Here is a 22264-nt window from a genome sequence, read left to right as displayed (position 1 = left end):
GCCTTTTGTGTGTTGAATGTCGTTTTGAAACACCTGCTCGGAAAGCCTGCTAGGCTATTTACAGGTAATCGACGATGCTGAGATTATAAACGATAGAGGAGGCTCTGTAGGACGCTTCAATATTGGTTTGCAGCTGCAGGATTTCAGCAGCAAGGAGCTCTTTGTCCACGCCTTCGATCTCATCCACGGTTGTCAGGTAACTGGATCGCATTTGGTCATGTCGATCATCCGAATTTTTGACTGCTCGATAGGCGATGGCAACATCAGTCGTAATGTCAACAATCCCTGACTGATCTGCGCCTTCCGGCTGCAAGATCGCGCGCATGCTTGCGGCCGACGATGAATAATACAGCTTGTCATTATCCGTGGCCGCTGAGAAATCAGCGCTGATGAAGGTCGCAAGAGATTTGACGATATCCTTCAAGCCGTTTTCATTTGCCCGGGCTCCGTAGTTCACTTCAAGGTTATTATCGACAATTGCACTTTTGTCATTTCGGGCGTCCGTCGTCGGTGAATTCTCACCAACGTACCAGGCAACTGTTGTCGCGGCACCACTGATCAAGGTCGTTGAAGTGTCAAAAGGCGGCCCATCAACGCGCATTGGCTCAGCCCCACCGAAAGTATCGAAGAAATTGTCTGCGGCCCATTCATCAGAAATTGCTTTCAGACTTGTTTGAGCCTCCTTCTCCAGTTCCTCGGAAATCTTGACGCGCAGGTTCTCAGCCGTCTCGGCAAGATCTGCCCCGATTGCAAAAGCTCCCTCGCCGCCTTCTGATGTGGCCTTCAAGTCCAGTTTGAATGTCTCCGTGTGACCAGGTGGCAGCGTAAACTCAAAAGAGATCTCGTCTCCAAGGACTGGCTGACCTGTGAATTGGACATCGAAACTATCAGGATCCGTGCCTGTGGGACCAGTGATCGCGACATTACTCAAGCCAGAAGTTACCGAGGATATATCAAACCCAAAATCGTGAGCGCCATCTTCAGCGATCGTGAATGTGGAATCTGTCGGAACCCCAAGAGTGAGATTTGTAGTCAAGGCAGAAACATCCAGACGGCCATTGTTATTAGCGCCCAGGTTTGCCTGGTAAAATTCATTCATGACCTGTTTCAGGCCATCCTTGCCCCCCGCACCTTCAAGAATGTCCTCAACAGCGGCGACCGGGTCAGTAAATGCATCTTTTCCGCCATACAGATAGTAACCAGCAACTTCAGTGTTCAGAAGATTTACGGCTTCATGCAACAGAACCTTTGCAGTTTCCTGCGACCGTGTCTGACCATCGGACTGAAGCACGAAGTCATTGGAGTTGATTGCCGCTTTTGCATCAATGCGCAGGTCTTCAAGCCGTTCCAATGTCAGGTTCAGCGTCTCCATATGAAGGTTCGCCTGAATAATGGTTTCCTTGTAGGCATCGATCTGTCCAACCCTTTGGGTCAGTTCAAGATCCAACAAGCGATTGTTTCCCAAGCCGCCAAAGGTCGTCGATGACTTTTCCGACGCCAGCTGAGTTGTCTTCTCAACCATCATTTTGCTCAGGCTGGTAACCTGTTTGGTCATGTAAGACCTTGACGTTGTTATCGTATCAATCGCCATGATGCACCTATACCGAATTCAACAAAACATCGAAGAGATCATTCACTGCCTGCATCACCCGAGCATTGGCAGCGTAAGCATTTTCAAGCTCGACCAAAAATGCCATTTCGGCATCCACATCGACTGAATAACTATCCTCGTAACGTATCGCGAGGTTGGTCGTCAGCGTCTCCTTGGACTGCGCATATGTATTCGCGTCATTGGCCTGATTACCTTGGTAGGCAATCACCTCGTTGACATAGGACATCAGGTTTCCCTCATAGGGAGACCCCGAGCTGCCAATGCCAACGCTTGCGTCAAAGACAACACCCTGCCCGGTCAAACCCGCAAGAAGATGCTCGGCTCTGGCTGAGTCATTGGGGGAATTTGCTGACGGGGTCGTCTGATAGTCAACCAACAGAGAACTGTCAGCATCAAGAGCTGCGCTGATTGAAATAGACCCGGCATAGCCAACACGTTGACCGCCATTCTCCAGCGCATCTGTGAAGAGCTCTTCACCGTTCCGTTTATCGACAAAGACCGAAAGCCCGGTTCCCTGATCCGCATTTGCAGTCGGAGTAACATTGGCTGAAAGGCTGGCAACGGATGCCGGAGCGCCCACATCACCGATCACACGCAAATTTCCAGCCCCGTCATCGAAGACCTGAAGAGGCGTCGCCGCGAGTGCCGCAATCATTTGAGTCACATAGGTTCCAGGAGTTCCACTGGAAATATCGATGCCGTAAACTGTATCATCCGCCCGGGCTGTCGCCCCATCCTCAAGGGGAAGTAAGGCGACATCAGTCACCGCAACAAATGTGACATTTTGCGTGGCACCTGCCGCATCTGTATAGGAGAGCGAGACAGTGTTCCCTGCCTGAAGGGCAGACACATCAAGATCGAAACCGCTGTCAGTACCGTCTGTATAGGCAGTGCCCGCAACATTCACATTCGACATTGCCAAGGAGAGTTCAGCAGCAATCGTATCCAGCTGCGCTTGAGCTTCAACAAGCACTTCATCGCGCATCTCGGCAAGGCCGACAATCGACCCTGATTTAGACGATTCAACGAGATCGTATGTTGTCCCGCCCGGGGTGCGAACCACAACAGAATTCCCGCTTTCACCAGCGCGAAACGAAGTTGTGGGTGCAAAAGAAATCGTAGACGCCTTGCTATCTGAATATAGCTGTTCGCCAGAGTGTGTTGTTATTTGTAGCTGACCACCACTCTGCTGGCTGACTTCAATATCAACATAGCCCGACAGCTGCTCAATATAACGATCACGCTGATCCAACATGTCAGCTGTTGAGTTCCCGGCGATACGTGCCTCGGTAATTTTGGCATCAATATCTTCAATAGACTGAAGCAATCCGTTCATGTCTTCTGCTTGACCGGAAAGCAATGAATCTGAAGTCCGTCGGAGATCCGAAATTTCCTGATAGGAGAAATTCAGTTGGCGCGCCAAGCTGTCAGCAGCAGCAACCACTTCTTTTTGAGCTGTATTTTGGCTGGGATCATTGACCAGTGCAGAAAGCGAACTGGAAAAATTCGTCATCAAGGAATTCAAGCCGGAACTATCGTTCAAGGTTCCAAAAAGGTCATCAAGCCGCGCTGTAAACTGGGAAACTTGAGACGCATATTTTGCATCCGACAGAGATGAGAAGTAGGAAGACTGAATAGACTCGTCAACAGACCGCCTGATCTCTGTTGACAAAATGCCAGAGACGTTGCCCCGGCCATCAAAAAAGACGTTGGCAGAAACTGACTTAGATGTGTAACCAACTGTGTCAGCATTGGCGATGTTCAAGGCGGTTACATCAATCTGCTTCTGATTGTACGTAATCCCGAAAAGCGCCGTATGCAGGGCAGATGTCAACCCCATGGCCTTGTCTCCTGCCCTTTCACTACACTACTAAAACCGACGGGAGCGATGCCCCCGCCGACGAAACAGTTTTCAGTTACCGAACCATGTTCAGAGCGGAATCCAGCATTTCGTCCGCAGACGTGATTATTTTTGAATTGGCCGAATAGGCCTGCTGCGTAATAATCAGCTTGGAAAACTCATCCGCGATGTCCGCATTGGACAATTCGAGGGAGTTCGCCAGAACAGCACCGGAAGCAGTCAACGTCGCCTCACCAGAGGTAGGTGTCGCGGCAAAGGCTGAACCATTTACGCGGCGGAGCTCTTGTTCAGCATCAAATTCTGCCAGTGGAATTTCATAGAGAGCTCGAGATTGACTGTTCGAATAACTCGCATTGATCCGGCCAGACTCATCAATAGATATCCCGACAATTTCACCAGCAGCATAACCGTCCTGACTAAGAGCAACGGAAGACGCAATGCTGGAATTCGCTGAGAACTGAGTCAGATCAGTCCCAAAGTCGAGATTAAGGCCGGTCAGTGTTGTATTCCCTACCGTTAGGGACGCGACATCAAAGCCATCACCGCTAACACTTACTGTACCCACAGAACCAGCCGTCAGCCCTGAAAGATCACCTGCGCCATCAAACGTAGCTGAGCCAACCTGCAGCCAGTCGTCAGTACCGGCACCACCGGAGCTGACATACATGCTCCAGGTATCCTCAATGGCTGTTGGGAGAGCAGCAGGATCAGCATTCGCGGTTTTTGCCCAGCGCACATCAACATTCAACCCGGTTCCGTTTTCATTGTAAACGGTCTTGGACCCAGCAGAGATCGAGCTTTCGCGGAAAATATCAGTTTGCGTATTAGGAATATCCGCAGTCACAATTGCCGGATCTAGGAGAGCCGACGCCGGATCAGCACCGTCGTAACGAGTTGTTGCAGGCACTGGCGGCAAATTTGCCTGATAATCGATAGAAGTTGTCTTTTTGGCAGGGATCGGCTGATCATCGATTTGGATAACACCCGTCGCATCACCAATCGGATTGCCTGTTGCCGGATCAAGCTGATAGCCCATCAGGTAATAACCAGACCGGTTCACCATGTAGCCATCTTCATCAATTTCGAAGTCGCCGGCGCGGGTATAATAGCTATCGTCGGCAAATGTAGTTTGACCGTCAACCACATCAGCAGCAGATGTCACCACGAAGTAGCCATCACCATTGATCGCCATATAGGTATCAACAGCGGAATCCGAGATATCACCCTGAATAGTGTTGGTCGCACGGGACGTCGCAAAGGTCGTTCCAGCAACCTGGCTCGCCTGCGTTGCACCACCACCAGAAACCAGATCCGCAAACGTCGTATCCAGACGCTTGTATCCTGTCGTCTGGGAGTTCGCGACGTTACCGGAAATATTCTCCAATGCAGTCGCCTGCGCAGACAGACCGGAAGTCGCTGAGTTGATAGCCCCGTAAATACCCATTTCACGTCCTCATATACATCCGGGCATATGCCCTAAAATTCACTGCCACCCAGATCGCAATCCCCATGCCAACTGCCAGGCGAATTTTCTTTATCATATTTTTCAGTTACTTATCACTTTTACAGAAATTTTCAGACGCAATGCCAAGCGGCACAATTCGACCGACAGGCAAAAGATTCCGAGCTTATCCGGCAATTCCCGCCCCACAGTTCGGAACAATGGTGCAATGCAGAGGCGCAGCTTGCGCCCCAACAAGCCACGCCCTAGTCTCTGCCGAACACAGAACTGATGGATGAATTGATGCGCTTTGAAGGAACGGACGACTACATCGCCACAGAGGACCTCAGGATTGCGGTCAATGCGGCCGTTGCCCTGGAAAGACCACTTCTGGTCAAGGGAGAACCCGGCACCGGCAAGACCATTCTGGCAGAGCAGGTTGCCGCAGCCCTCAAGACCCCGTTGATTGAGTGGCACGTAAAATCAACCACCAAGGCACAACAGGGACTCTATGAGTATGACGCTGTCTCTCGCCTGCGCGACAGCCAATTGGGCGATGAACGGGTCAAGGACATCAACAACTACATCCGTAAGGGCAAACTCTGGGAAGCTTTCACCGCACCAGAACGCCCTGTTCTGCTGATCGATGAAATCGACAAGGCCGACATCGAGTTTCCAAATGACCTTCTGCTCGAACTCGACAGAATGCAGTTTCATGTCTATGAGACCGGCGAAACCGTCAAGGCAGTCCGACGCCCCGTCGTGATCATCACTTCCAACAATGAAAAAGACCTGCCGGACGCGTTCTTGCGTCGCTGCTTCTTCCATTTCATCAAGTTCCCGGACCGGGAGACCATGACAGACATTGTCGAGGTCCACTTCCCCGGGCTGAAGCAACGTCTGCTGCGCGAGGCGCTGACACTCTTTTACGAAGTTCGCGATGTTCCAGGACTGAAGAAAAAGCCTTCGACGTCCGAACTTATTGACTGGATCAAGCTGCTTGTGAATGAAGATATTGATCCGGAAACCCTGCGCACGGGCGACGGCAAGAAAGTCATCTTGCCACTTCACGGTGCACTTTTGAAGAACGAACAGGATGTCCATCTGTTCGAAAGGCTTGCGTTCATGGCGCGCAGAGAACGATAGTAAAAGATAAGTCTCACGGGAAACATCTTTTCATGAACGCGGGCAATCAAATGCGAAGTCTGATTCTTCTCATAGGGCTGGCAAGCATCACAATGATCGCCGATCAACAATCCGGATCAGCACAGAATCAAGTTGCCCAACAGCAAGTTGGATGGGTCAACGACGTCCGTGGGATGCGGCATTTCAGCGGGCTCAGATGCCCAGACATTGTCGGCAGTTTATTTCGAACCAAGGTGTTGGCGGCAGATGCCGATCGCATGGCTGGCTGCGTCTACACCGGCGATCACGGTTTCAAAGCCATTTTGCGTCAACACCTGTCGGGTACGAGTCAGAAGGCTGCAGAGCATTTTCAATCAGCCTATAAATCGGCAGGTTTCTCACAAATCTCACTCTCTGGCGCTGCGGAAAGTGGAATTTCATTCAAGACCAGAGATTGGACCGCCAATACTCTATGCGAAACACTTTGGCGGTTTTCCGGGCGCAAGGCTGACTATACACTCTGGATGTCTTATTTGCTGCCGTCACAGGAAGCTGATGTAGGTCCGGCAGTCGCTGCATTTACAAACATTCTCACCAGTCAAAATTGAGAGCAGAATTCCAATTTAAGAATACTGAACTCTGCCTCTCTTAACTTTTGATCATCGAATGACAAAGGATACCTCTGTGCTTCGCCTCTTATTACTTCGCCATGCAAAATCTGATTGGGGCGATCCAGGACTTGAAGACATAGATCGTCCTCTGAGCAACCGTGGCAGGAACGCGGCGCGCGCTATGGGTGCATTCCTTGAAGAGAACCATTTGAGACCCGACCTGATCCTCTGCTCCACGGCTCAAAGAACCCGGGAAACCCTGTCATTTCTTCTTCCAAATTTTAAGCAGGAAGCCGAAATCCGACTGCTTCAATCTCTCTATGATCAAAGCGGAGCGGATTATATTCAAACCATCCGCGCCGAAGGCGGTGCAACAAAAACACTCATGTTAATCGGCCACAACCCCGCGATAGAAGACACAGCCCACACGCTTTATATGGGTGATCAGCCGGACTTGAGGGCGGACATGGAGTTGAAATATCCCTCCGGCGCCCTGACTGTCTATGATTGTCCCATCGACGCTTGGAAGTCTCTGACCAGCGAAAGCTGCCATCTTGAGGCGTTCATAAAGCCGCGCAGCCTGCAAGACAAACAATCCTGATTGCGAAGGCTTCCCCTCGTGCCTACATCTGATGTTGGAGGTAGCCCCTTGAACAGACTGCTCAACATCGCCGACGAAGCACGACTGACCCTTGCCAACCTGACAGACACAGCCAGCGATCTCGCGGTTCCCAGCCTGCGCCTTGGCGTGACGGGTCTGGCCCGCGCCGGGAAAACCGTATTCCTGACAGCCCTGGTGCACAATCTCGTTCATGGCGGACGCCTGCCGGTCTTCAGTGCAGCATCCGGCGGACGCCTGACACGTGCCTTCCTGCAACCTCAGCCAGACGATGCAGTCCCCAGGTTTGATTATGAGGCTCATGTGGCTGCGCTGGTGGAGGACAGGATCTGGCCACAGTCAACCCGCCAGGTCTCCGAACTCCGGCTGACCATAGAATATGAGAGTGCATCTTATCTGTCCCGCAAGCTTGGTCCCGGAAAGCTGCATCTGGACCTCATCGATTATCCGGGAGAATGGCTGCTCGACCTGCCACTGCTGAAACAATCCTACGCCCAATTCTCTGCGGAAGCGCTAAAGCGCGCCCGGGCAAACAACCGCGACAAGATAGCAGCACCGTTTCTGGAGCCCCTGTCGCAGATTGATCCTGAGGGGCCGGAAAGCGAAACCGATGCCCAGCGGCTCTCGCAATCGTTCAAGACCTATCTCGCGGCTTGCCGCCAAGACACACACGCCCTGTCTATGCTCCCTCCCGGACGGTTTTTGATGCCCGGTGATCTGGACGGTTCACCTGCGCTCACATTCGCGCCGCTCGACATTGCTTTTGATGCCCCCGCTCCGCGCAACGGCACATTCCGAGCCATGATGGAGCGTCGATTCGAAGCCTATAAAACCCACGTCATCCGCCCGTTCTTCCGGGATCATTTTGCCCGGCTGGATCGGCAGATCGTCTTGGTCGATGTGCTCCACGCGCTCAATGCTGGTCCTCATGCACTCAAAGACCTGCAGACAGCGCTCGGCGAGGTTCTGACATCCTTCAGACCGGGCAAGAAAAGCTGGCTGTCCTCAATCATCAGTCGCCGGATCGACCGGATATTATTTGCTGCCACAAAGGCCGATCATCTGCACCGCGAAGACCATGACAGGCTTCAGGCCATCTTGAAAAGGCTCGTTGCCAAGGGCATGGAACACGCCCAGTTCAAAGGCGCTGAGGTTGATGTTCTGGCGCTGGCAGCCGTACGCGCGACCCGCGAGGCAACCGTCACCCATGGCAAACAAGAGCTCCCGGCCATTTTAGGTGTGCCCCTGCCCGGTGAAGCACTGGATGGACAGAATTTCGACGGCAAGTCAGAGATCGCCGTATTCCCCGGAGACTTGCCTGAGAACACGGACACAGTGTTCCAGACATCTGGATCCTATTCTGAAGGCCTATCGACCAAAGAGACCGAACTGCAGTTCCTGCGTTTTCGCCCGCCGAAATTGGATCGGACCGTTGAAGGCATGAGCCTGTCTTTGCCTCACATTCGCCTGGACAGAGCTTTGGAATTCCTGATCGGAGATCGCCTGACATGACGAAAAAATCCGACACCGGAGCTCGGCCTGGCCCACAACGCGCCAACCGCAGGCCCGCTGCGTTTTCCCTCAACGACGAGCGCGTCCGCTATGCCGATGATGAGCTGGAAACCGCTCTCAGTGCAGAAACCCTGATTTCGCCAGATACAGCTGATGAGATCGAACTGCACCAACCCTTGGAAACCAGCCATCCCAAGAAAGGCATCTCCTTCGGCAAGTGGATCGGGATCGGCCTAACAGGTCTTGTCAGCTTGTCCGTTGGACTGGCCATAGACGGCCTTATCCGGGTTCTGTTTGCCCGCACCGACTGGCTCGGCTGGACGGCCATTGGTTTGACGGTGCTTTGTGTGCTCGGTCTTTTTGGGCTTATTATCCGTGAATGCCTCGGCGTTCTGAGAGTCGGCAAAATAGATCACCTGCGCGATGCCCTCACCGAGGCAGCTAACACCAACGACACGAAGAAAGCACAAGCCAACCTAAACCAGCTGATGGATCTCTACACGGATCGCCCGGAAACAGCCCGCGGCCGCAAGGTGCTCAAGAGCCACATGCGTGAAGTCATAGACGGCCGTGACCTCATCATTCTAGCCGAACGGGATCTTCTGTCTCCGATTGACCTTGAAGCCCGGCACATTGTTATGAGCAGCGCCAAGCGCGTGTCTTTGGTCACCGCCATCAGTCCACGAGCGCTTGTCGATCTGCTGGCCGTCCTTTTTGAGAACATGCGCATCATTCGCCGTCTGTCTGCGCTTTATGGCGGCCGCCCCGGCAGCCTCGGGTTCTTCCGGCTGGCCCGCCAGGTTGTGACCCATCTGGCACTCACAGGCGGCATGGCAGCTGGCGACAGTCTCGCCTCCCAGGTTCTGGGTCATGGCTTGGCCGCCCGTCTTTCAGCCCGCCTCGGCGAAGGCGTCATCAACGGACTTCTCACCGCCCGCATTGGCATTGCCGCAATCGCCGTGTGCCGCCCTGCCCCCTTCGTTGCGGGCAAAGGCCCGACAATCTCGGACTTCATGGGCGAACTGATGCGCACGGCCGATGAGGTCGCGCCGAAGAAATAACGGCATTTCCTCGCCTCCGGTCTCGCCTTTCCATCACATTCTCCCCGACTGTGCGTCCTTTGACATGTGCAGTCTGAGCGTTTGGAATGTCTGTGAGAGACCAATCTAGATCTCTCGTGGAGCTGACATCTCAGTCGTCAAAAGCCGGCTGACATAAACCACTTCCTCCCCAACTTGAGAGCGGCCAAATTGGTCGCTCTTCTTTCTTGATGACCCCAAAAGACCTCCACCGGATCAACTTCAGACACCTCGACACACCTTGATGGAGGCGCTACCTTCAAACCCATGTTGATCACCTTTTTCACCGAACTGAAATCTGCTGGCGTTCCTGTTTCCTTAAGGGAATATCTGACGCTCATGGAAGCGCTGGAACAGGACCTTGCCGAGCGGCGGGTCGAGGATTTCTATTATCTGGCCCGCGTCACGCTGGTGAAAGACGAGAGCAATCTCGACAAGTTCGACCGGGTGTTTGGGCATGTCTTCAAGGGCCTTGACCTCATGAGCGATGCTCCCGCTGGAGAAATCCCAGAAGACTGGCTGCGCAAAATGGCCGAAAAACATCTGAGCGAAGAAGACAAGGCCCAGATCAAAGCCCTCGGCGGGTTTGAAAAGCTGATGGAGACCCTGCGCGAACGCCTGAAGGAACAGGAAAAACGCCACCAGGGTGGCAGCAAGTGGATCGGCACTGCCGGCACCTCTCCCTTTGGCGCTTATGGCTACAATCCGGAAGGCGTGCGCATCGGCCAGAAGGAAAGCCGGCACCGGCGGGCAGTCAAGGTCTGGGACAAGCGCGAGTTCAAGGATCTGGACGACAGTCTCGCGCTTGGCACCCGCAATATTCAGGTTGCATTGAAGCGCCTGCGCAGCTTTGCCCGCACAGGCGCTGCAGAAGAGCTCGACCTTGACGACACGATCCGGGCCACCGCCCACAAGGGGATGCTCGACGTCAAGATGAGGCCGGAGCGGCGCAACGCGGTCAAGGTCATCCTGTTCTTCGACATCGGCGGTTCCATGGATGATCACATCCGGATTTGCGAAGAGCTTTTTTCAGCTGCCCGCACCGAATTCAAGGTCATGGAGCATTTCTACTTCCACAACTGCCTTTATGAATATGTCTGGAAGCAGAACAGCCGCCGCCATTCAGACCGCATCAGCACCCTGGACCTGCTGCATAAATATCCGGCCGACTACAAGGTGATCTTTGTCGGCGACGCCTCCATGAGTCCCTATGAAATCGCCTATGCCGGTGGTTCCGTTGAGCACTGGAACGAAGAACCGGGCAGCGCCTGGATGCAGCGGATCACAAACCTCTACAAGAACGCCGTCTGGCTCAATCCGATTCGCCCGGAGCACTGGGGCTATACCCATTCCATCAAGATGCTCAACGAGCTGATGGAAAACCGAATGTACCCGCTGACCGTCGAAGGCCTGACCGAAGCCATGAAAGAACTCACCCGGTAACCGCCTGCCCCTGCTGCCCCGGACGTGAAAACCCCGGCCTGCGTTCAGGGCCGAGGCTGCCTCGATTAATAAGGGCAATGAGGCCACTTCAACGTAAGACCGTCACCGAGCACGGCGCATGGCGAACAATATGCGCGGCATTGGAACCGATGAAATAGGTTGAGAGCCCCGGTTTGTGGCTGGTCATCAGGATGAGGTCACAGCCTGACGCAGCAGCTTCCTCCAGCACCTCGTGATAGACAGATCCTACCCGAACCTGACTGTCGACCATGCCTTCGGCAAGGCCGAACTTCGCAGTCACACCATCCAGTGCGTTCTGCGTGTCTTGAATTTCCTGATCCTGGAAGCCCTGAGGCAACTGGCTGGCCACAAATGTCTGCACTTCCTGGCAAACGGCAACCAGATGGATTTTCGAGCCGTAATCCTTGGCGAACTTGCCTGCCATCTCAATGGCGTCCTTGGCAAAACCAGCTTCTGTTGGATCAATCGGCACCAGAATTTTCTTGAACATCTGTCTCTCCAGCTTCGTTGTAGTTCAACTTTGCTCTGCCAAAGGCTTGCCAGCCATGAGACAGATCAAATGCGGACCGAACGTGAGAACAAATGATCAGGAAAAATATCTGCCAGGCGTCACGCCGAAGGCCTTTTTGAAAGTGGCCACAAAAGCACTTGGTCCCTCATAGCCCAGACGATGGGACACTTCAGAGACAGTGCCTCCATCCGCCAGCATCTCAAGAGCCCGGAACAGTTTTACCTGTCGGCACCAGGTCCGATAGCTCATTCCGGTTTCCCCACCAATCTTCCGTTCAAACGAGCGGACCGACATGACGCAGCGCGAGGCAGCTTCAGCCAAGGAAGGTTGATTGGCCGGGCACCTGATAATACCTGAGCACAAATCCCGTAGACGGCTGTCTTGCGGCATGGGCAATTGCAAGGGCGCTGCGGGCAACATCTTGAGCTGGTCCAGAATGACAGACGCAATGCGCGCAGCAGCCCCGCCCTCGGTTTCCGAACGCGGATAGGACATGAACTCCAGGATCAGCTCCCGCAGCAAGGTCGTCACCTGAAGAACATGAGGTGTTTGCGGCAGATCCTGAGCCGCATCATATTGAACGTAAATATACCGGATTTCTGTCTCGTTCAGATATCGCGTCTGATGGCTCACTCTGGGCGGAAGCCAGACAGCCCGTTCTGGCGGCACGAAAAACGTGCCGTCTTGCGTATCAATCGCAATAGCTCCCTTGACCACATGGAAGAGCTGCGCGGCATCATGCGCATGCCAGCCATTGGTGCTGTTACCAGGCTCAGTGCGCGCATAGCCGATCAGAGGACCTGATACTGGCCCCTTGGGAAATTCAGACAGTTCTGGATGAATGGTCATGGTAGCAATCAACCTCTGGGAATTGGCACGAGGCCAAGGCAGGGGATACATATAGCTCTTTTTTGGCGAATGAGCGACATTTGATGACAAAACAGCGCTAACGCGCAGGCTCTCTAGACTCTTAAAAGCAAAGTTCAAATATGATCTGCCCTACAGGACCCTCACGCATATGAGTTATTTTACCCGCAGCGCCAACCCGGCAACGATGACTGGCTGGCGCTCACCCGTCTTTCTCTTGATGATCATGGCAGGTGCCATGCAGCTTTCCTTCGCTGCCTGGTGGAATCTGATGAACAATTTTGCAGTCCAGGAACTGTCCTTCACGGGACGCGAGATCGGGATCCAGCAATCTATCCGCGAAATTCCTGGTTTCCTGAGCTTTGCCGCGATTTATTTCCTGCTGGTCATGCGCGAGCAGACACTGGCCTATATCTCACTGGCCCTGCTGGGCGTCGGCGTTGCAGTTACCGGATATTTCCCAACGGCTATGGGCTTTTACATCACCACCTTCGTGATGTCGGTCGGCTTTCATTATTATGAGACCATGAACCAGTCCCTGTCCCTGCAGTGGCTGCCCAAGGCAACGGCAGCGGCCTCAATGGGCAAGATCATTTCGGTCGGGGCCTTCGCCCAGCTGATCGCCTATGGGCTGATTTTCCTGGGCTGGAAGGCTTTTGACCTGTCGTTCACGACCGTTTTTCTCGTGGCTGGTGGCCTGACCATTGTGGTGCTCGCCTTCGCTATTCTCGCGTTCCCGAGCTTTCGCGAAGGCATCCCCCAGCGCAAGAAACTCTTTCTGCGACAACGGTACTGGCTCTATTACGCCCTCACCTTCATGGCGGGCGCAAGGCGTCAGATTTTCACGGTCTTCGCGGGTTTCCTGATGGTCGAGCGTTTCGGCTACCACGTTCATGAAGTTGCCGGACTGTTTCTCTTGAACGGCCTGTTCAACATGCTGCTCGCGCCAAAAATCGGCCAGTTGATTGTCCGCTTTGGCGAGCGCAAGGCATTGATGGTGGAATATGTCGGCCTGACCTTCGTGTTCGTCAGCTATGCGTTTGTAACAAACGCGACCATGGCAGCCGGCCTTTATGTCATTGATCACGCGTTCTTTGCCATCGCAATCGCCATCAAGACATACTTTCAGAAAATTGCAGATCCAGCGGATATCGCACCAACAGCAGGCGTCGCCTTCACCATCAATCACATCGCAGCGGTGGTCATTCCCGTTGTCTTCGGCCTGATATGGCTCGTGTCGCCTGCGGCCGTGTTTCTTGCAGGCGCTGGCATGACACTCGTGAGTCTCGCTCTTGCAAGCATCATCCCGTCCAACCCTGAAGAGGGGGCAGAAGTAAATTTATGGTTCCGCCGTTCTCTGCCCAAGGCCGCTGAATAACAAGCCGGACGGACCAAACGACAAAAGCCCACCGACACAAATCGGTGGGCTTTTTCATGTCGCAACGAACTAAGGTTCCGCATCTCTGCCGCGCCAGCCTATAGAGTTCTAACCCTAGGCCTGACGCTCAGGAACATGGACGACAAGACCTTCAAGTTCGGCTGTCATTTTTACTTGGCAGGACAGACGGGACGTCGGTTTCACATCATAAGCGAAATCGAGCATGTCCTCTTCCATCGCTTCAGGCTGGCCAACTTTATCGACCCAAGTTTCATCAACGTAAACATGACAAGTCGCACAAGCGCATGCTCCGCCGCATTCGGCTTCGACACCCTGGACCATGTTCTTGATGGCGTTTTCCATAACGGTGGAGCCGACAGGCGCATCCACTTCGATACGAGCTCCATCGGACGTAACATAAATGATTTTTGGCATGACCCGCATCTGATCAAGTGGAAGGAAAGGGTTCCCTCCCGACATAAAGGTTCCAGGCGAAAGGTCAAGGACAGACCCTCCCTACATCACCCAACCAGCAGCTCAAAATTAAGGCGCAAGCGCGTAATTTTGCCGCAAAAGCAAAAAATCAACCTTCCAGCAGCTCATCGATAAAAGCATTGGCACTGCCAACAGCTTGATGCAGGCTGATCAGCGGCGGCGTATGTTCCGCGACGAGTTCAGCCTCAATACCCTCACAAACGAGCGCAACTTGCACAGCACCGACAGCCCGTGCGGACCCTTTAAGAGTATGCACCAAGTCTTTCTGAAGCGCGGGCGTCATCTCGTTATCAATACGGCTCATCATGGATCGCGACTGCGCCTTGAACATGCGCAAAACTTCAAGTTCCAAGTCCCGATTGCCCAACGTATTGGTGGCAAGCGCGACCAGATCAATCGGAGGGTTTGTTTGGGTGCGGCCTTCAGACCGCGCTACGGATGCCATTGCCATCTTCTCTATCCCCACATGGGCTACAAAAAGACCGGCTAGTGTCCCTGAGAAAACCGATCTTGAAAACTTAGTGTGCGCCTTAAGGACAAACGAGATGTTAAAGCCCCGGCTAACTTCTCAAATGGGGTGCTGGACACGGCGATGTCCCCAATAAAGTGAATTAATGGTTAACGCATTTAAACGTTTTTTACGCATTGAAGGTTAATACTCGCGCAGAACTGCGCTTGCCGGTTTCAAACCGACCCGATGAACAGAGATTAAGTATCTCCCTGATCCGTTAAGCGAGCCACTTCAAACCGGCCTTTTCAAGATATCAAAACCAGCCGGTGTGAGCTTGCAAACAATCCAGTCAGGCTTGATTGGGTTTAAAAACCAAGGCTCTGCCCATCCTGACGCAACACAGGAACGGATTGTTCTCACGGCAATCGCGCGTCCCTTTTCATCAAACAAAGGCAATTTCCCTCCCGGCTGATCAAGCCCTTTTTGCAGCCAAAAGAGTTGCGCCCGGCTTGGGTCAGCACTGCTGGAAGGCCTCTCAGAAGTCCCTTTTGAACTATCCCCAGAGGCCTTTTTCCACTTCGTGTTTGTCATTACCTATCGCCTCTACACCCTTAAAAGGATTGCCGTTTGTTGTTCATTAGGAGAGAGTGTGCCATTAGATAAAGAGATGCGGCAAGGTAGGGAAAAGACTGTGTGGCGATTGAGCTACCAGTTGGTCGGCGGCGGCCCCCTTCCAAGTCAGGCCACGAGAAGCATCTAAGACAAAGACGGCGGCGCTTCTCAAAGCCATTGAATTCGATGGATATCCTTGTTCAGGGTATCTTGAGGATAGTAATTGAGTACCGAGCTGAGGCGATCCAATCATGGCAACTCCCCCGAAGGTTAAAGACCCTGCGGAAGCGGCACTGTCCGCTGTTGAAGAGGCACTTAAGCTGGACTTTGGCGGACCGGACACCGGTGTCGAAGCACTGGAAAGCCCTCCTAAAGCCTCAGCAAGCGATAGAGCGGCTGAACGACAAGCCTCTTCAGGGAAGTCCAACTTGGGCAAGGACGACGACAAGTCCTCCAGGGATGATGGGAAATCTGGTCGCAGGCGTGGTCGGGGTAGCCGCCCACCAGCAGCCAATGATGACCGTCGCAACATCGGCAGCCTGATATTTGCGCTTCAACGCCGACCATCCTCAGCACCGTTCTGGGGTGCTTTGGTTCTAACGCTGATCTGGGGTTTCGTCGGAACACGGCTCACATTGTCTTCCTTGGGTGACAAGCTGCCCAGCCTGACAAATCTCGACCAACTGTCATCCTCACCTGCGTTGATCCTGTCGGCCATAGCCATCTTGGTGCCGATTGTATTCTTCTGGGTCATGGCAATGATGATCTGGCGTGCGCAGGAAATGCGTATTGTCGCCCGCGGCATGACCGAAGTTGCCCTGCGTCTTGCCGAACCTGAAGACATGGCAAAGGGGTCAATTCTGTCGGTCGGGCAAGCCATTCGCCGCGAAGTATCAGCAATGGGAGATGGTATTGAGCGCGCAATCGCTCGTGCCAGTGAACTGGAAGTTCTGGTTCACAACGAAGTCTCGTCCCTTGAGCGATCTTACAATGACAACGAGCTGAAGATCCGATCCCTCATTGAGGAGCTCGTGAGCCAGCGCGAGTCTATTGTCGTGAATGCGGACAGGGTCCGGGAGACCATTTCCGGCGCGCATGACAGCTTTGCTGCCCAGTTGAGCACAACATCTGAGGAATTCGGTACGTCCGTCGACACCGCAACACAGCGCATGGTCGAAGCCGTGGATTCCCGCGTTGGCGAATTGACATCGACGGTAGACAACAGGCTTGAAACCCTCACATCCAGCATGAGCTCTTCGGGCAACGAACTGATCGAAACCCTGACCGTGCGGGCAGATGATTATGTCAACCGCCTGACGACAACAGGACACGACCTTGTCGACAATCTGTCGAAGACCGGCACGGATATGTGGGAGACCTTGTCGTCACGCGGTACGGAAGTAAATGACCGTTTTGCCGAGACGGCAAACGCCTTCGCTGAAACCCTCTCGTCACGTGGCAATGAGGTAAACGATCGTTTCGCTGAAACAGCCACCACCTTCGTCGAGACCCTTTCCTCGCGCGGCACAGAAATCAACGAAGCGCTTTCGAACTCTTCCAACCGCGTTGTGGACACTCTGTCTCTGAAAGCCGAAGAGTTCCGCACGTCCATGGAAACAACGGGTACCCAGGTTGGCGATACGATCAGCCAGCGCGGGGAAGAAATTAATGCGAACCTGTCCCTCACCAGCGGTCGCCTGATTGATACAGTCACTGCGCGCACTCAAGAACTCATCGGAACAGTCGACACACGCGTTACCGACCTCGACCAGTCCCTGGCCGAAACTGGCAGCCGCGTCGTCGAGAGCATTTCCGAACGCGGTCAGGAAGTCACCAACACGATTTCGGTCAAGGGCGCGGAAATCGTCGACACCTTGTCAGAACGCAGCACGGAAGTTGCCGAAATCCTGCGTGGCACAGGAGAGTCCATTGTCGTTGACCTCTCCCTGCGCGGCGGAGAAATCGCTTCCAAGCTGGACGAGACAGCTGGCACACTAACCAACACAATCACCGTCCGGGGCGGCGAACTGGCTGAGAAGCTCGACAACATTTCAGAGCGTATCTACACAGCCATTTCCATCAACGGCTCCGAGCTTGATGAACGTCTGGCAGCACGCGGCAACGAAATGGCCGCATTGATGGAACAGCAGAGCCTCGGGTTCCGCCAGTCTCTCGAGGGCATTTCCTCTGAGGTCACAGCCAGCTTCGATTATCAGACATCCGAACTGACACAAAAATTGGCAGAAACCGGGACATCCCTGGCTGAACTGATTGGGTCTCGCGGTGGCCGTGTTGCAGATGAAATCAACACAGCCGGTACCCTGCTGTCAGAAACACTCGAAGTGCGTGGTCAGATCCTCCAGGAGAGCTTGTCAGCTCGCCTCAACGAGATGGACAGCATCATTACGGACCGTGGTGGCCAATTGGTCGAATCCTTCGACACCAAGACGCTGCTTCTTTCCGAATCCCTGGATTCACGCCTCTCAACGCTCGACAACACCTTCACCACCCGCGTTGATGCAATGGACGCGTCCCTGGGAAGCCGGATCAACACTCTTGATCTAACCCTGGATCATCGCACGGCATCTTTTGAAGCTGCGCTTGAAACCCGCACGACGCTCCTGTCCGATGCTATCGAACAACGCACATCCGGCATTACTGAAGTGCTGGAGGAAAAAACCCGGAACATCTCCGACGTTCTGGCAGATCGTTCCGATGCCATCACGATCCAGCTTGGACAGCGCGTTGAAGCTGCAGGTACGACACTTGCCGACCGGGCCGAGGAAATCGGCAAGACACTCGGCGAACGAGTTGATATCGCAGCCAGCGCAATGTCTGAAAAGGCAGACCATCTCGCCACGACAATGAGCTCGGGCACAGACCGGATTGACGAAACCCTCGACAACCGTGCACGTCAGATCAGCGAAACCCTGATCACACGAACACGTGAAATCGCCGGTGCCTTCGTCGAAGGCCAGCAAGAAATGACCACCGCGCTGGACAATCGCTTGTCTGAAGCCGGCACAGTGCTCGCAAACCAGAGCGAACAGCTAACGGAATCCCTGTCAGAACGGATCGCAGAGATCAATGTATCCCTCGGAGCCAAGGTCTTCGAAGTCGCAGAAACACTGGACACCCGCGCCAGCCAGCTGGAAACAGTCCTTAACGACCGCCTGGCCAGCATCTCCGGCACTTTGAGCGGCGAGAGCGAAAAAGCACGCGACATCCTCACGGGTATCATTGCGGAAGCTGGCGGTACATTGTCGTCCGAAAGCACTCGCATGCGCGACATGATCAATGAAGCGGTCTCTGCTGCGGTCAACACATTGTCTGACGAGCGCACCCGCACAGTTGACCTTGTGTCCAGTGCCGTTGACGAAGCCACAGTCAAGCTCTCGGGCGAGGGCGACAAGATCCGTGAGATCGTTCTTGGATCCGTCGACGATGCAACTGCCAAACTTTCTGGCGAAGGCGACCGGATGCGGCAGATTGTTCTGGGCTCAGTTGGCGAAGCACGTGGTGTCTTGGTGGGAGAAAGCCAGAAAGCTGCAGACTCCATCACATCCATCATGGAACAGGCATCTGGCTCAATCTCAGGTGAGACATCGAAAATCCGCGAGCTGGTTCTGTCCGCAGTTGGCGATGCAGCCCGCTCCATGGCCGCTGAAAGCGAAAATGCCCGTGCCCTTTACGTTGGCACACTTGCCGAGTTCTCTGGGTCACTAACCGGCGAAAGCGAAAAAGTTCGCGGCGATCTGTCCCGCACCATCGCGGAAATTTCTGGCAACCTCTCCGCAGAAAGCGAACAGGCACGCCAGACGCTGAACAAGACCCTCGAAGAAATTCGTGGCCAAATGTCCGGCGAAGCAGACATCGTACGCGCCCGTGTCAACCATGCGGTCAACGAAGCTGCCGAACTGCTCTCAAGCAAGGGCAAATCGGTTGCTGCAGAAATGCTCGGCAACGCATCCGCTCTCAATGAAGCCTTCGGCGCTCGCTCAGGCGAATTTGCCAAGCTCATCGGCACAGATGGCAACGAGCTCATCGCGGCCATTGAGACCCGCGCAAATGACCTAACAGGCCGTGTCTCCGAAGTGCACAAGGCAATCCTTGATGCGATCAACGTGAAGGGACGTGAAGTCAGTGATACCTTTGCCCAAAACGGCTTGGAAGCAACACGCTCCCTCGTTGAGGCAGGCGATCGTATCGTGGCAAGCCTGAATGAACGCAGTGAACATGCTGCCTCCATTTTGGTGGATACAAAGCGCCATCTGGAAGCAGACATCACCGAGATCCTGACCAAGCTGGAAGCTTCGAACACCAACCTGCAGGACATCGTGTCTTCTGCTGGCAACAATTTGAACGAAGTGGAAGTCAATCTCGGTCGCCGTGCCGGCGAGTTCCGCACTGCCGTTGACAGGGCCGTCGCGGAGACAAATGTCTCCACAGGCCTCATTGGCGAACAGGTTGATGCTCTGCGCACAGTCACAGACACAACGCTTGCAGACATCCATTCATTGACGTCCAAGTTCAATGATCAGGCTGTTGAGCTGGCCAATGCGGCCCGCCATCTGGAGGACACCAACAGATCTGTCGAAGGCCGCGTTGCTGACCGCAAGACTGCCATCGAAGAAGTTGCAGACACGCTGCTGGCCAAGACAGAAGCTGTCGACAGCCTGATGCGTGCCTTCACCAACACCTTGTCGGAAACGCTGGAAACCGCAGACGACAAGGCGCGCGAAGCAGCGCGTATGTTGGGCGCAGCAGCGGAAGCAGCAACAAGCCAGGTCACAGAGCAGTTTGAGTCCATGCGACTGACAGCTGGCATGGAAGGTCAGAAGGCACGCGACGCAATTCGCTCTGCCCAGGACGACATCATGTCGGAAATGTCCCGCACGGTGACAGACGCCTCCGACCGCTTCAACGAAGCAGCGACCCGCATGCGCGATGTTGCCCGCGACGTTCATCACGAACTGGACGCAACACGCAACGAACTCAAGCAGGGTGTCTTGAACCTGCCTGAAGAAGCAGAAGCATCTTCTGCAGCACTGCGTAAAGTGGTCAACGAACAGATCCGTGCCCTCACTGAGCTGTCCGAAATCGTTGCCAAACAGTCCAACACCCTGGACATATCGCATCCTCAGGAACGCTCGGCACGGCCGCAGGCACAAGCAGCAATCGCAGCCCCAGCTCCAACGCCAAGCTACCGGAAGCCGGACCGTCAGCCAGCACCATCTCAGCCCATGGCTGACAGCAGGCCTGCCCATTCGGAACCCCGCGCAGCTGAGCCAATGCGCCGTCAGGCCCCTGCACCGGAAGCATCAGCTGCTGGAAACAAGGGTTGGGTCTCAGACCTTCTGCGCCGCGCTTCACGCGATGAGGATCAAGGTGCTGAAGATCAGCCCCGGTCTTCCCTGCAAACGGTTGATAGCCTGAATTCGCTTTCCGTCGACATCGCCAGGGCCATAGATCATGAAACCTTCATTGACCTTTGGGACCGTTACAAGCGCGGCGAACGTCACGTATTCACCCGCAGGCTCTACACCCTGCAAGGCCAGCAGACCTTCGACGAGATCCGCCAGAAGTACGCCCGTGATCCGGAATTCCGCTCGGCAGTAGAACGCTATGTCGTGGACTTCGAGCAACTTCTGGCTCAGGTGTCGCGCAATGACAGAGACAACATGCTGGGGCAGACCTATCTGACGTCCGACACCGGAAAGGTCTATACGATGCTAGCCCACGCAAGTGGTCGCCTCGACTAACTCAGGTCGACATTCAAATTAAAAAGGCGGGCCCAATGCCCGCCTTTTTTTTGCCGTCCCCGCGACCTACCAACATCCTGACAGTGACAGTCAGGATCAGCACACCCGCATGGACACTTCCTGCCGCCCGAGCACAACAATCCAGACTGATCCGGGCACCATGCGGTTCGGCCTTGCCCTCGCAATCCTCCTGCATCTGCTGATAGCCGCTGTCTTGGCAGTCACCCGGCCACCACCTTCCAGGCGTATAGAGATAGAAAGCCTCTCAGTGGACATCATCAGGCAGAAACGCCCAACCGGGCCTCAAGTCGAACCTGAAGCCAGAGCAGGCCATCCGCAACAGAACCAGCCAACTTCGACACCGCCAACTGAACAGCCACGGGAATCGCAACCACCTCTCCCAGATAAACAGGTCCGCCCTCAAAAAGGCATGATCAGCGCAGATCAGCTCTTCGCAAGCACAATCCTCAATGATCCCGTCAACGCTGCCATCAGGATCAAATTAAACAACACCTCAAGCGGAGAGCGCATGGTCCAGATTTGCAATACCGAGGCAATGGAACAAGTCGCGCTCTGGAATGACAACTATGCACCGGACTTCGTCGTTGCCTATGCAACAGAAGAAATCACAATCATCGGCGATACAGTTCTTGTTGATGGTGGCGCATTTCGCAGTCACAACAGCTGGTATAGGCTCCGCTATAATTGTGCATTCGAACCAGAAACCAACGACATCGCAGCTTTCGAATTTATCACTGGCGACGTAATTCCAGAGAAACTCTGGGAGGATTTATCCCTCCCCTATGATTGAAACCCGATATAATCAGGACATTCTAGAATACGGCATAGCGCCCAAATAGGCGC

At 54.2% G+C, this 22264-nt stretch carries 16 protein-coding genes; 9 read left to right on the top strand and 7 right to left on the bottom strand.

From position 1 onward, the window contains the following. Positions 1–58: 58 nt before the first annotated feature. The 3 genes from V6575_RS12135 to V6575_RS12125 form a co-directional block, all read right to left on the bottom strand. A complete protein-coding gene (locus V6575_RS12135; RefSeq protein ID WP_340274605.1) occupies positions 59–1591 on the bottom strand; it encodes a flagellar protein in 1533 nt (510 codons plus the stop codon). Positions 1592–1598: 7 nt separating this feature from the next. Next, complete coding sequence (gene flgK, locus V6575_RS12130; RefSeq protein ID WP_340274604.1) at positions 1599–3452, bottom strand: flagellar hook-associated protein FlgK; 1854 nt, start codon at positions 3450–3452, stop codon at positions 1599–1601. Positions 3453–3528: 76 nt separating this feature from the next. Further along, positions 3529–4917 carry a flagellar hook protein FlgE gene (locus V6575_RS12125; RefSeq protein ID WP_340274603.1) on the bottom strand — a complete coding sequence of 463 codons (1389 nt, stop codon included), beginning with the start codon at positions 4915–4917 and terminating at the stop codon, positions 3529–3531. Between the two features lie 300 nt (positions 4918–5217). Here V6575_RS12125 and V6575_RS12120 point away from each other — a divergent pair, with 300 nt between their 5' ends. The 6 genes from V6575_RS12120 (at position 5218) to V6575_RS12095 (ending at position 11303) form a co-directional block, all read left to right on the top strand. Further along, positions 5218–6060, top strand: coding sequence for an AAA family ATPase (locus V6575_RS12120; RefSeq protein ID WP_340274602.1), 843 nt, complete (start codon positions 5218–5220; stop codon positions 6058–6060). A 32-nt stretch (positions 6061–6092) separates the two neighbouring features. Then, positions 6093–6647 carry a hypothetical protein gene (locus V6575_RS12115; protein ID WP_340274601.1) on the top strand — a complete coding sequence of 185 codons (555 nt, stop codon included), beginning with the start codon at positions 6093–6095 and terminating at the stop codon, positions 6645–6647. Between the two features lie 58 nt (positions 6648–6705). Further along, on the top strand, positions 6706–7251 hold the full coding sequence (locus V6575_RS12110) for a SixA phosphatase family protein (RefSeq protein WP_340274600.1): 546 nt from the start codon (positions 6706–6708) through the stop codon (positions 7249–7251). 48 nt (positions 7252–7299) lie between these two features. After that, positions 7300–8781, top strand: a complete 1482-nt coding sequence (locus V6575_RS12105) for a YcjX family GTP-binding protein (RefSeq protein ID WP_340274599.1) — start codon at positions 7300–7302, stop codon at positions 8779–8781. Continuing rightward, complete coding sequence (locus V6575_RS12100; RefSeq protein ID WP_340274598.1) at positions 8778–9842, top strand: YcjF family protein; 1065 nt, start codon at positions 8778–8780, stop codon at positions 9840–9842. Before V6575_RS12105 ends, V6575_RS12100 begins: the two co-directional genes overlap by 4 nt. Before the next feature lie 285 nt (positions 9843–10127). Beyond that, positions 10128–11303 carry a vWA domain-containing protein gene (locus V6575_RS12095; protein ID WP_340274597.1) on the top strand — a complete coding sequence of 392 codons (1176 nt, stop codon included), beginning with the start codon at positions 10128–10130 and terminating at the stop codon, positions 11301–11303. A gap of 88 nt (positions 11304–11391) precedes the next feature. Here V6575_RS12095 and V6575_RS12090 read toward each other — a convergent pair whose 3' ends face one another. After that, positions 11392–11814 carry a universal stress protein gene (locus V6575_RS12090; RefSeq protein WP_340274596.1) on the bottom strand — a complete coding sequence of 141 codons (423 nt, stop codon included), beginning with the start codon at positions 11812–11814 and terminating at the stop codon, positions 11392–11394. Positions 11815–11910: 96 nt separating this feature from the next. Then, a complete protein-coding gene (locus V6575_RS12085; protein ID WP_340274595.1) occupies positions 11911–12684 on the bottom strand; it encodes an AraC family transcriptional regulator in 774 nt (257 codons plus the stop codon). Between the two features lie 169 nt (positions 12685–12853). Here V6575_RS12085 and V6575_RS12080 point away from each other — a divergent pair, with 169 nt between their 5' ends. Next, complete coding sequence (locus V6575_RS12080; RefSeq protein WP_340274594.1) at positions 12854–14080, top strand: MFS transporter; 1227 nt, start codon at positions 12854–12856, stop codon at positions 14078–14080. 114 nt (positions 14081–14194) lie between these two features. Here the strand turns inward: V6575_RS12080 and V6575_RS12075 are convergent, their stop codons facing one another. Next, complete coding sequence (locus tag V6575_RS12075) at positions 14195–14515, bottom strand: 2Fe-2S iron-sulfur cluster-binding protein (protein ID WP_340274593.1); 321 nt, start codon at positions 14513–14515, stop codon at positions 14195–14197. A 148-nt stretch (positions 14516–14663) separates the two neighbouring features. Beyond that, a complete protein-coding gene (locus V6575_RS12070) occupies positions 14664–15020 on the bottom strand; it encodes an Hpt domain-containing protein (protein ID WP_340274592.1) in 357 nt (118 codons plus the stop codon). 869 nt (positions 15021–15889) lie between these two features. On the opposite strand from V6575_RS12070, the gene V6575_RS12065 reads away from it, so the two are divergent. Next, positions 15890–21400, top strand: coding sequence for an apolipoprotein A-IV repeat region-like domain-containing protein (locus V6575_RS12065; protein WP_340274591.1), 5511 nt, complete (start codon positions 15890–15892; stop codon positions 21398–21400). Between the two features lie 109 nt (positions 21401–21509). Beyond that, on the top strand, positions 21510–22211 hold the full coding sequence (locus V6575_RS12060; protein ID WP_340274590.1) for a DUF930 domain-containing protein: 702 nt from the start codon (positions 21510–21512) through the stop codon (positions 22209–22211). Positions 22212–22264 lie beyond the last annotated feature (53 nt).

The sequence above is a fragment of the Roseibium algae genome, from assembly GCF_037783265.1.
Taxonomy (GTDB): Bacteria; Pseudomonadota; Alphaproteobacteria; order Rhizobiales; family Stappiaceae; genus Roseibium; species Roseibium algae.
Note: the sequence above shows the minus strand (reverse complement) of the source record. Positions and strands in the feature narration are given on the sequence as shown.

Bases quoted from the DNA above. Each gene is read 5' to 3' on its own strand.
- V6575_RS12135 (WP_340274605.1), bottom strand. From the start codon at position 1,591: ATGGCGATTGATACGATAACAACGTCAAGGTCTTACATGACCAAACAG.
- flgK (WP_340274604.1), bottom strand. From the start codon at position 3,452: ATGGGGTTGACATCTGCCCTGCATACGGCGCTTTTCGGGATTACGTAC.
- V6575_RS12125 (WP_340274603.1), bottom strand. From the start codon at position 4,917: ATGGGTATTTACGGGGCTATCAACTCAGCGACTTCCGGTCTGTCTGCG.
- V6575_RS12120 (WP_340274602.1), top strand. From the start codon at position 5,218: ATGCGCTTTGAAGGAACGGACGACTACATCGCCACAGAGGACCTCAGG.
- V6575_RS12115 (WP_340274601.1), top strand. From the start codon at position 6,093: ATGAACGCGGGCAATCAAATGCGAAGTCTGATTCTTCTCATAGGGCTG.
- V6575_RS12110 (WP_340274600.1), top strand. From the start codon at position 6,706: ATGACAAAGGATACCTCTGTGCTTCGCCTCTTATTACTTCGCCATGCA.
- V6575_RS12100 (WP_340274598.1), top strand. From the start codon at position 8,778: ATGACGAAAAAATCCGACACCGGAGCTCGGCCTGGCCCACAACGCGCC.
- V6575_RS12095 (WP_340274597.1), top strand. From the start codon at position 10,128: ATGTTGATCACCTTTTTCACCGAACTGAAATCTGCTGGCGTTCCTGTT.
- V6575_RS12090 (WP_340274596.1), bottom strand. From the start codon at position 11,814: ATGTTCAAGAAAATTCTGGTGCCGATTGATCCAACAGAAGCTGGTTTT.
- V6575_RS12085 (WP_340274595.1), bottom strand. From the start codon at position 12,684: ATGACCATTCATCCAGAACTGTCTGAATTTCCCAAGGGGCCAGTATCA.
- V6575_RS12080 (WP_340274594.1), top strand. From the start codon at position 12,854: ATGAGTTATTTTACCCGCAGCGCCAACCCGGCAACGATGACTGGCTGG.
- V6575_RS12075 (WP_340274593.1), bottom strand. From the start codon at position 14,515: ATGCCAAAAATCATTTATGTTACGTCCGATGGAGCTCGTATCGAAGTG.
- V6575_RS12070 (WP_340274592.1), bottom strand. From the start codon at position 15,020: ATGGCATCCGTAGCGCGGTCTGAAGGCCGCACCCAAACAAACCCTCCG.
- V6575_RS12065 (WP_340274591.1), top strand. From the start codon at position 15,890: ATGGCAACTCCCCCGAAGGTTAAAGACCCTGCGGAAGCGGCACTGTCC.
- V6575_RS12060 (WP_340274590.1), top strand. From the start codon at position 21,510: ATGGACACTTCCTGCCGCCCGAGCACAACAATCCAGACTGATCCGGGC.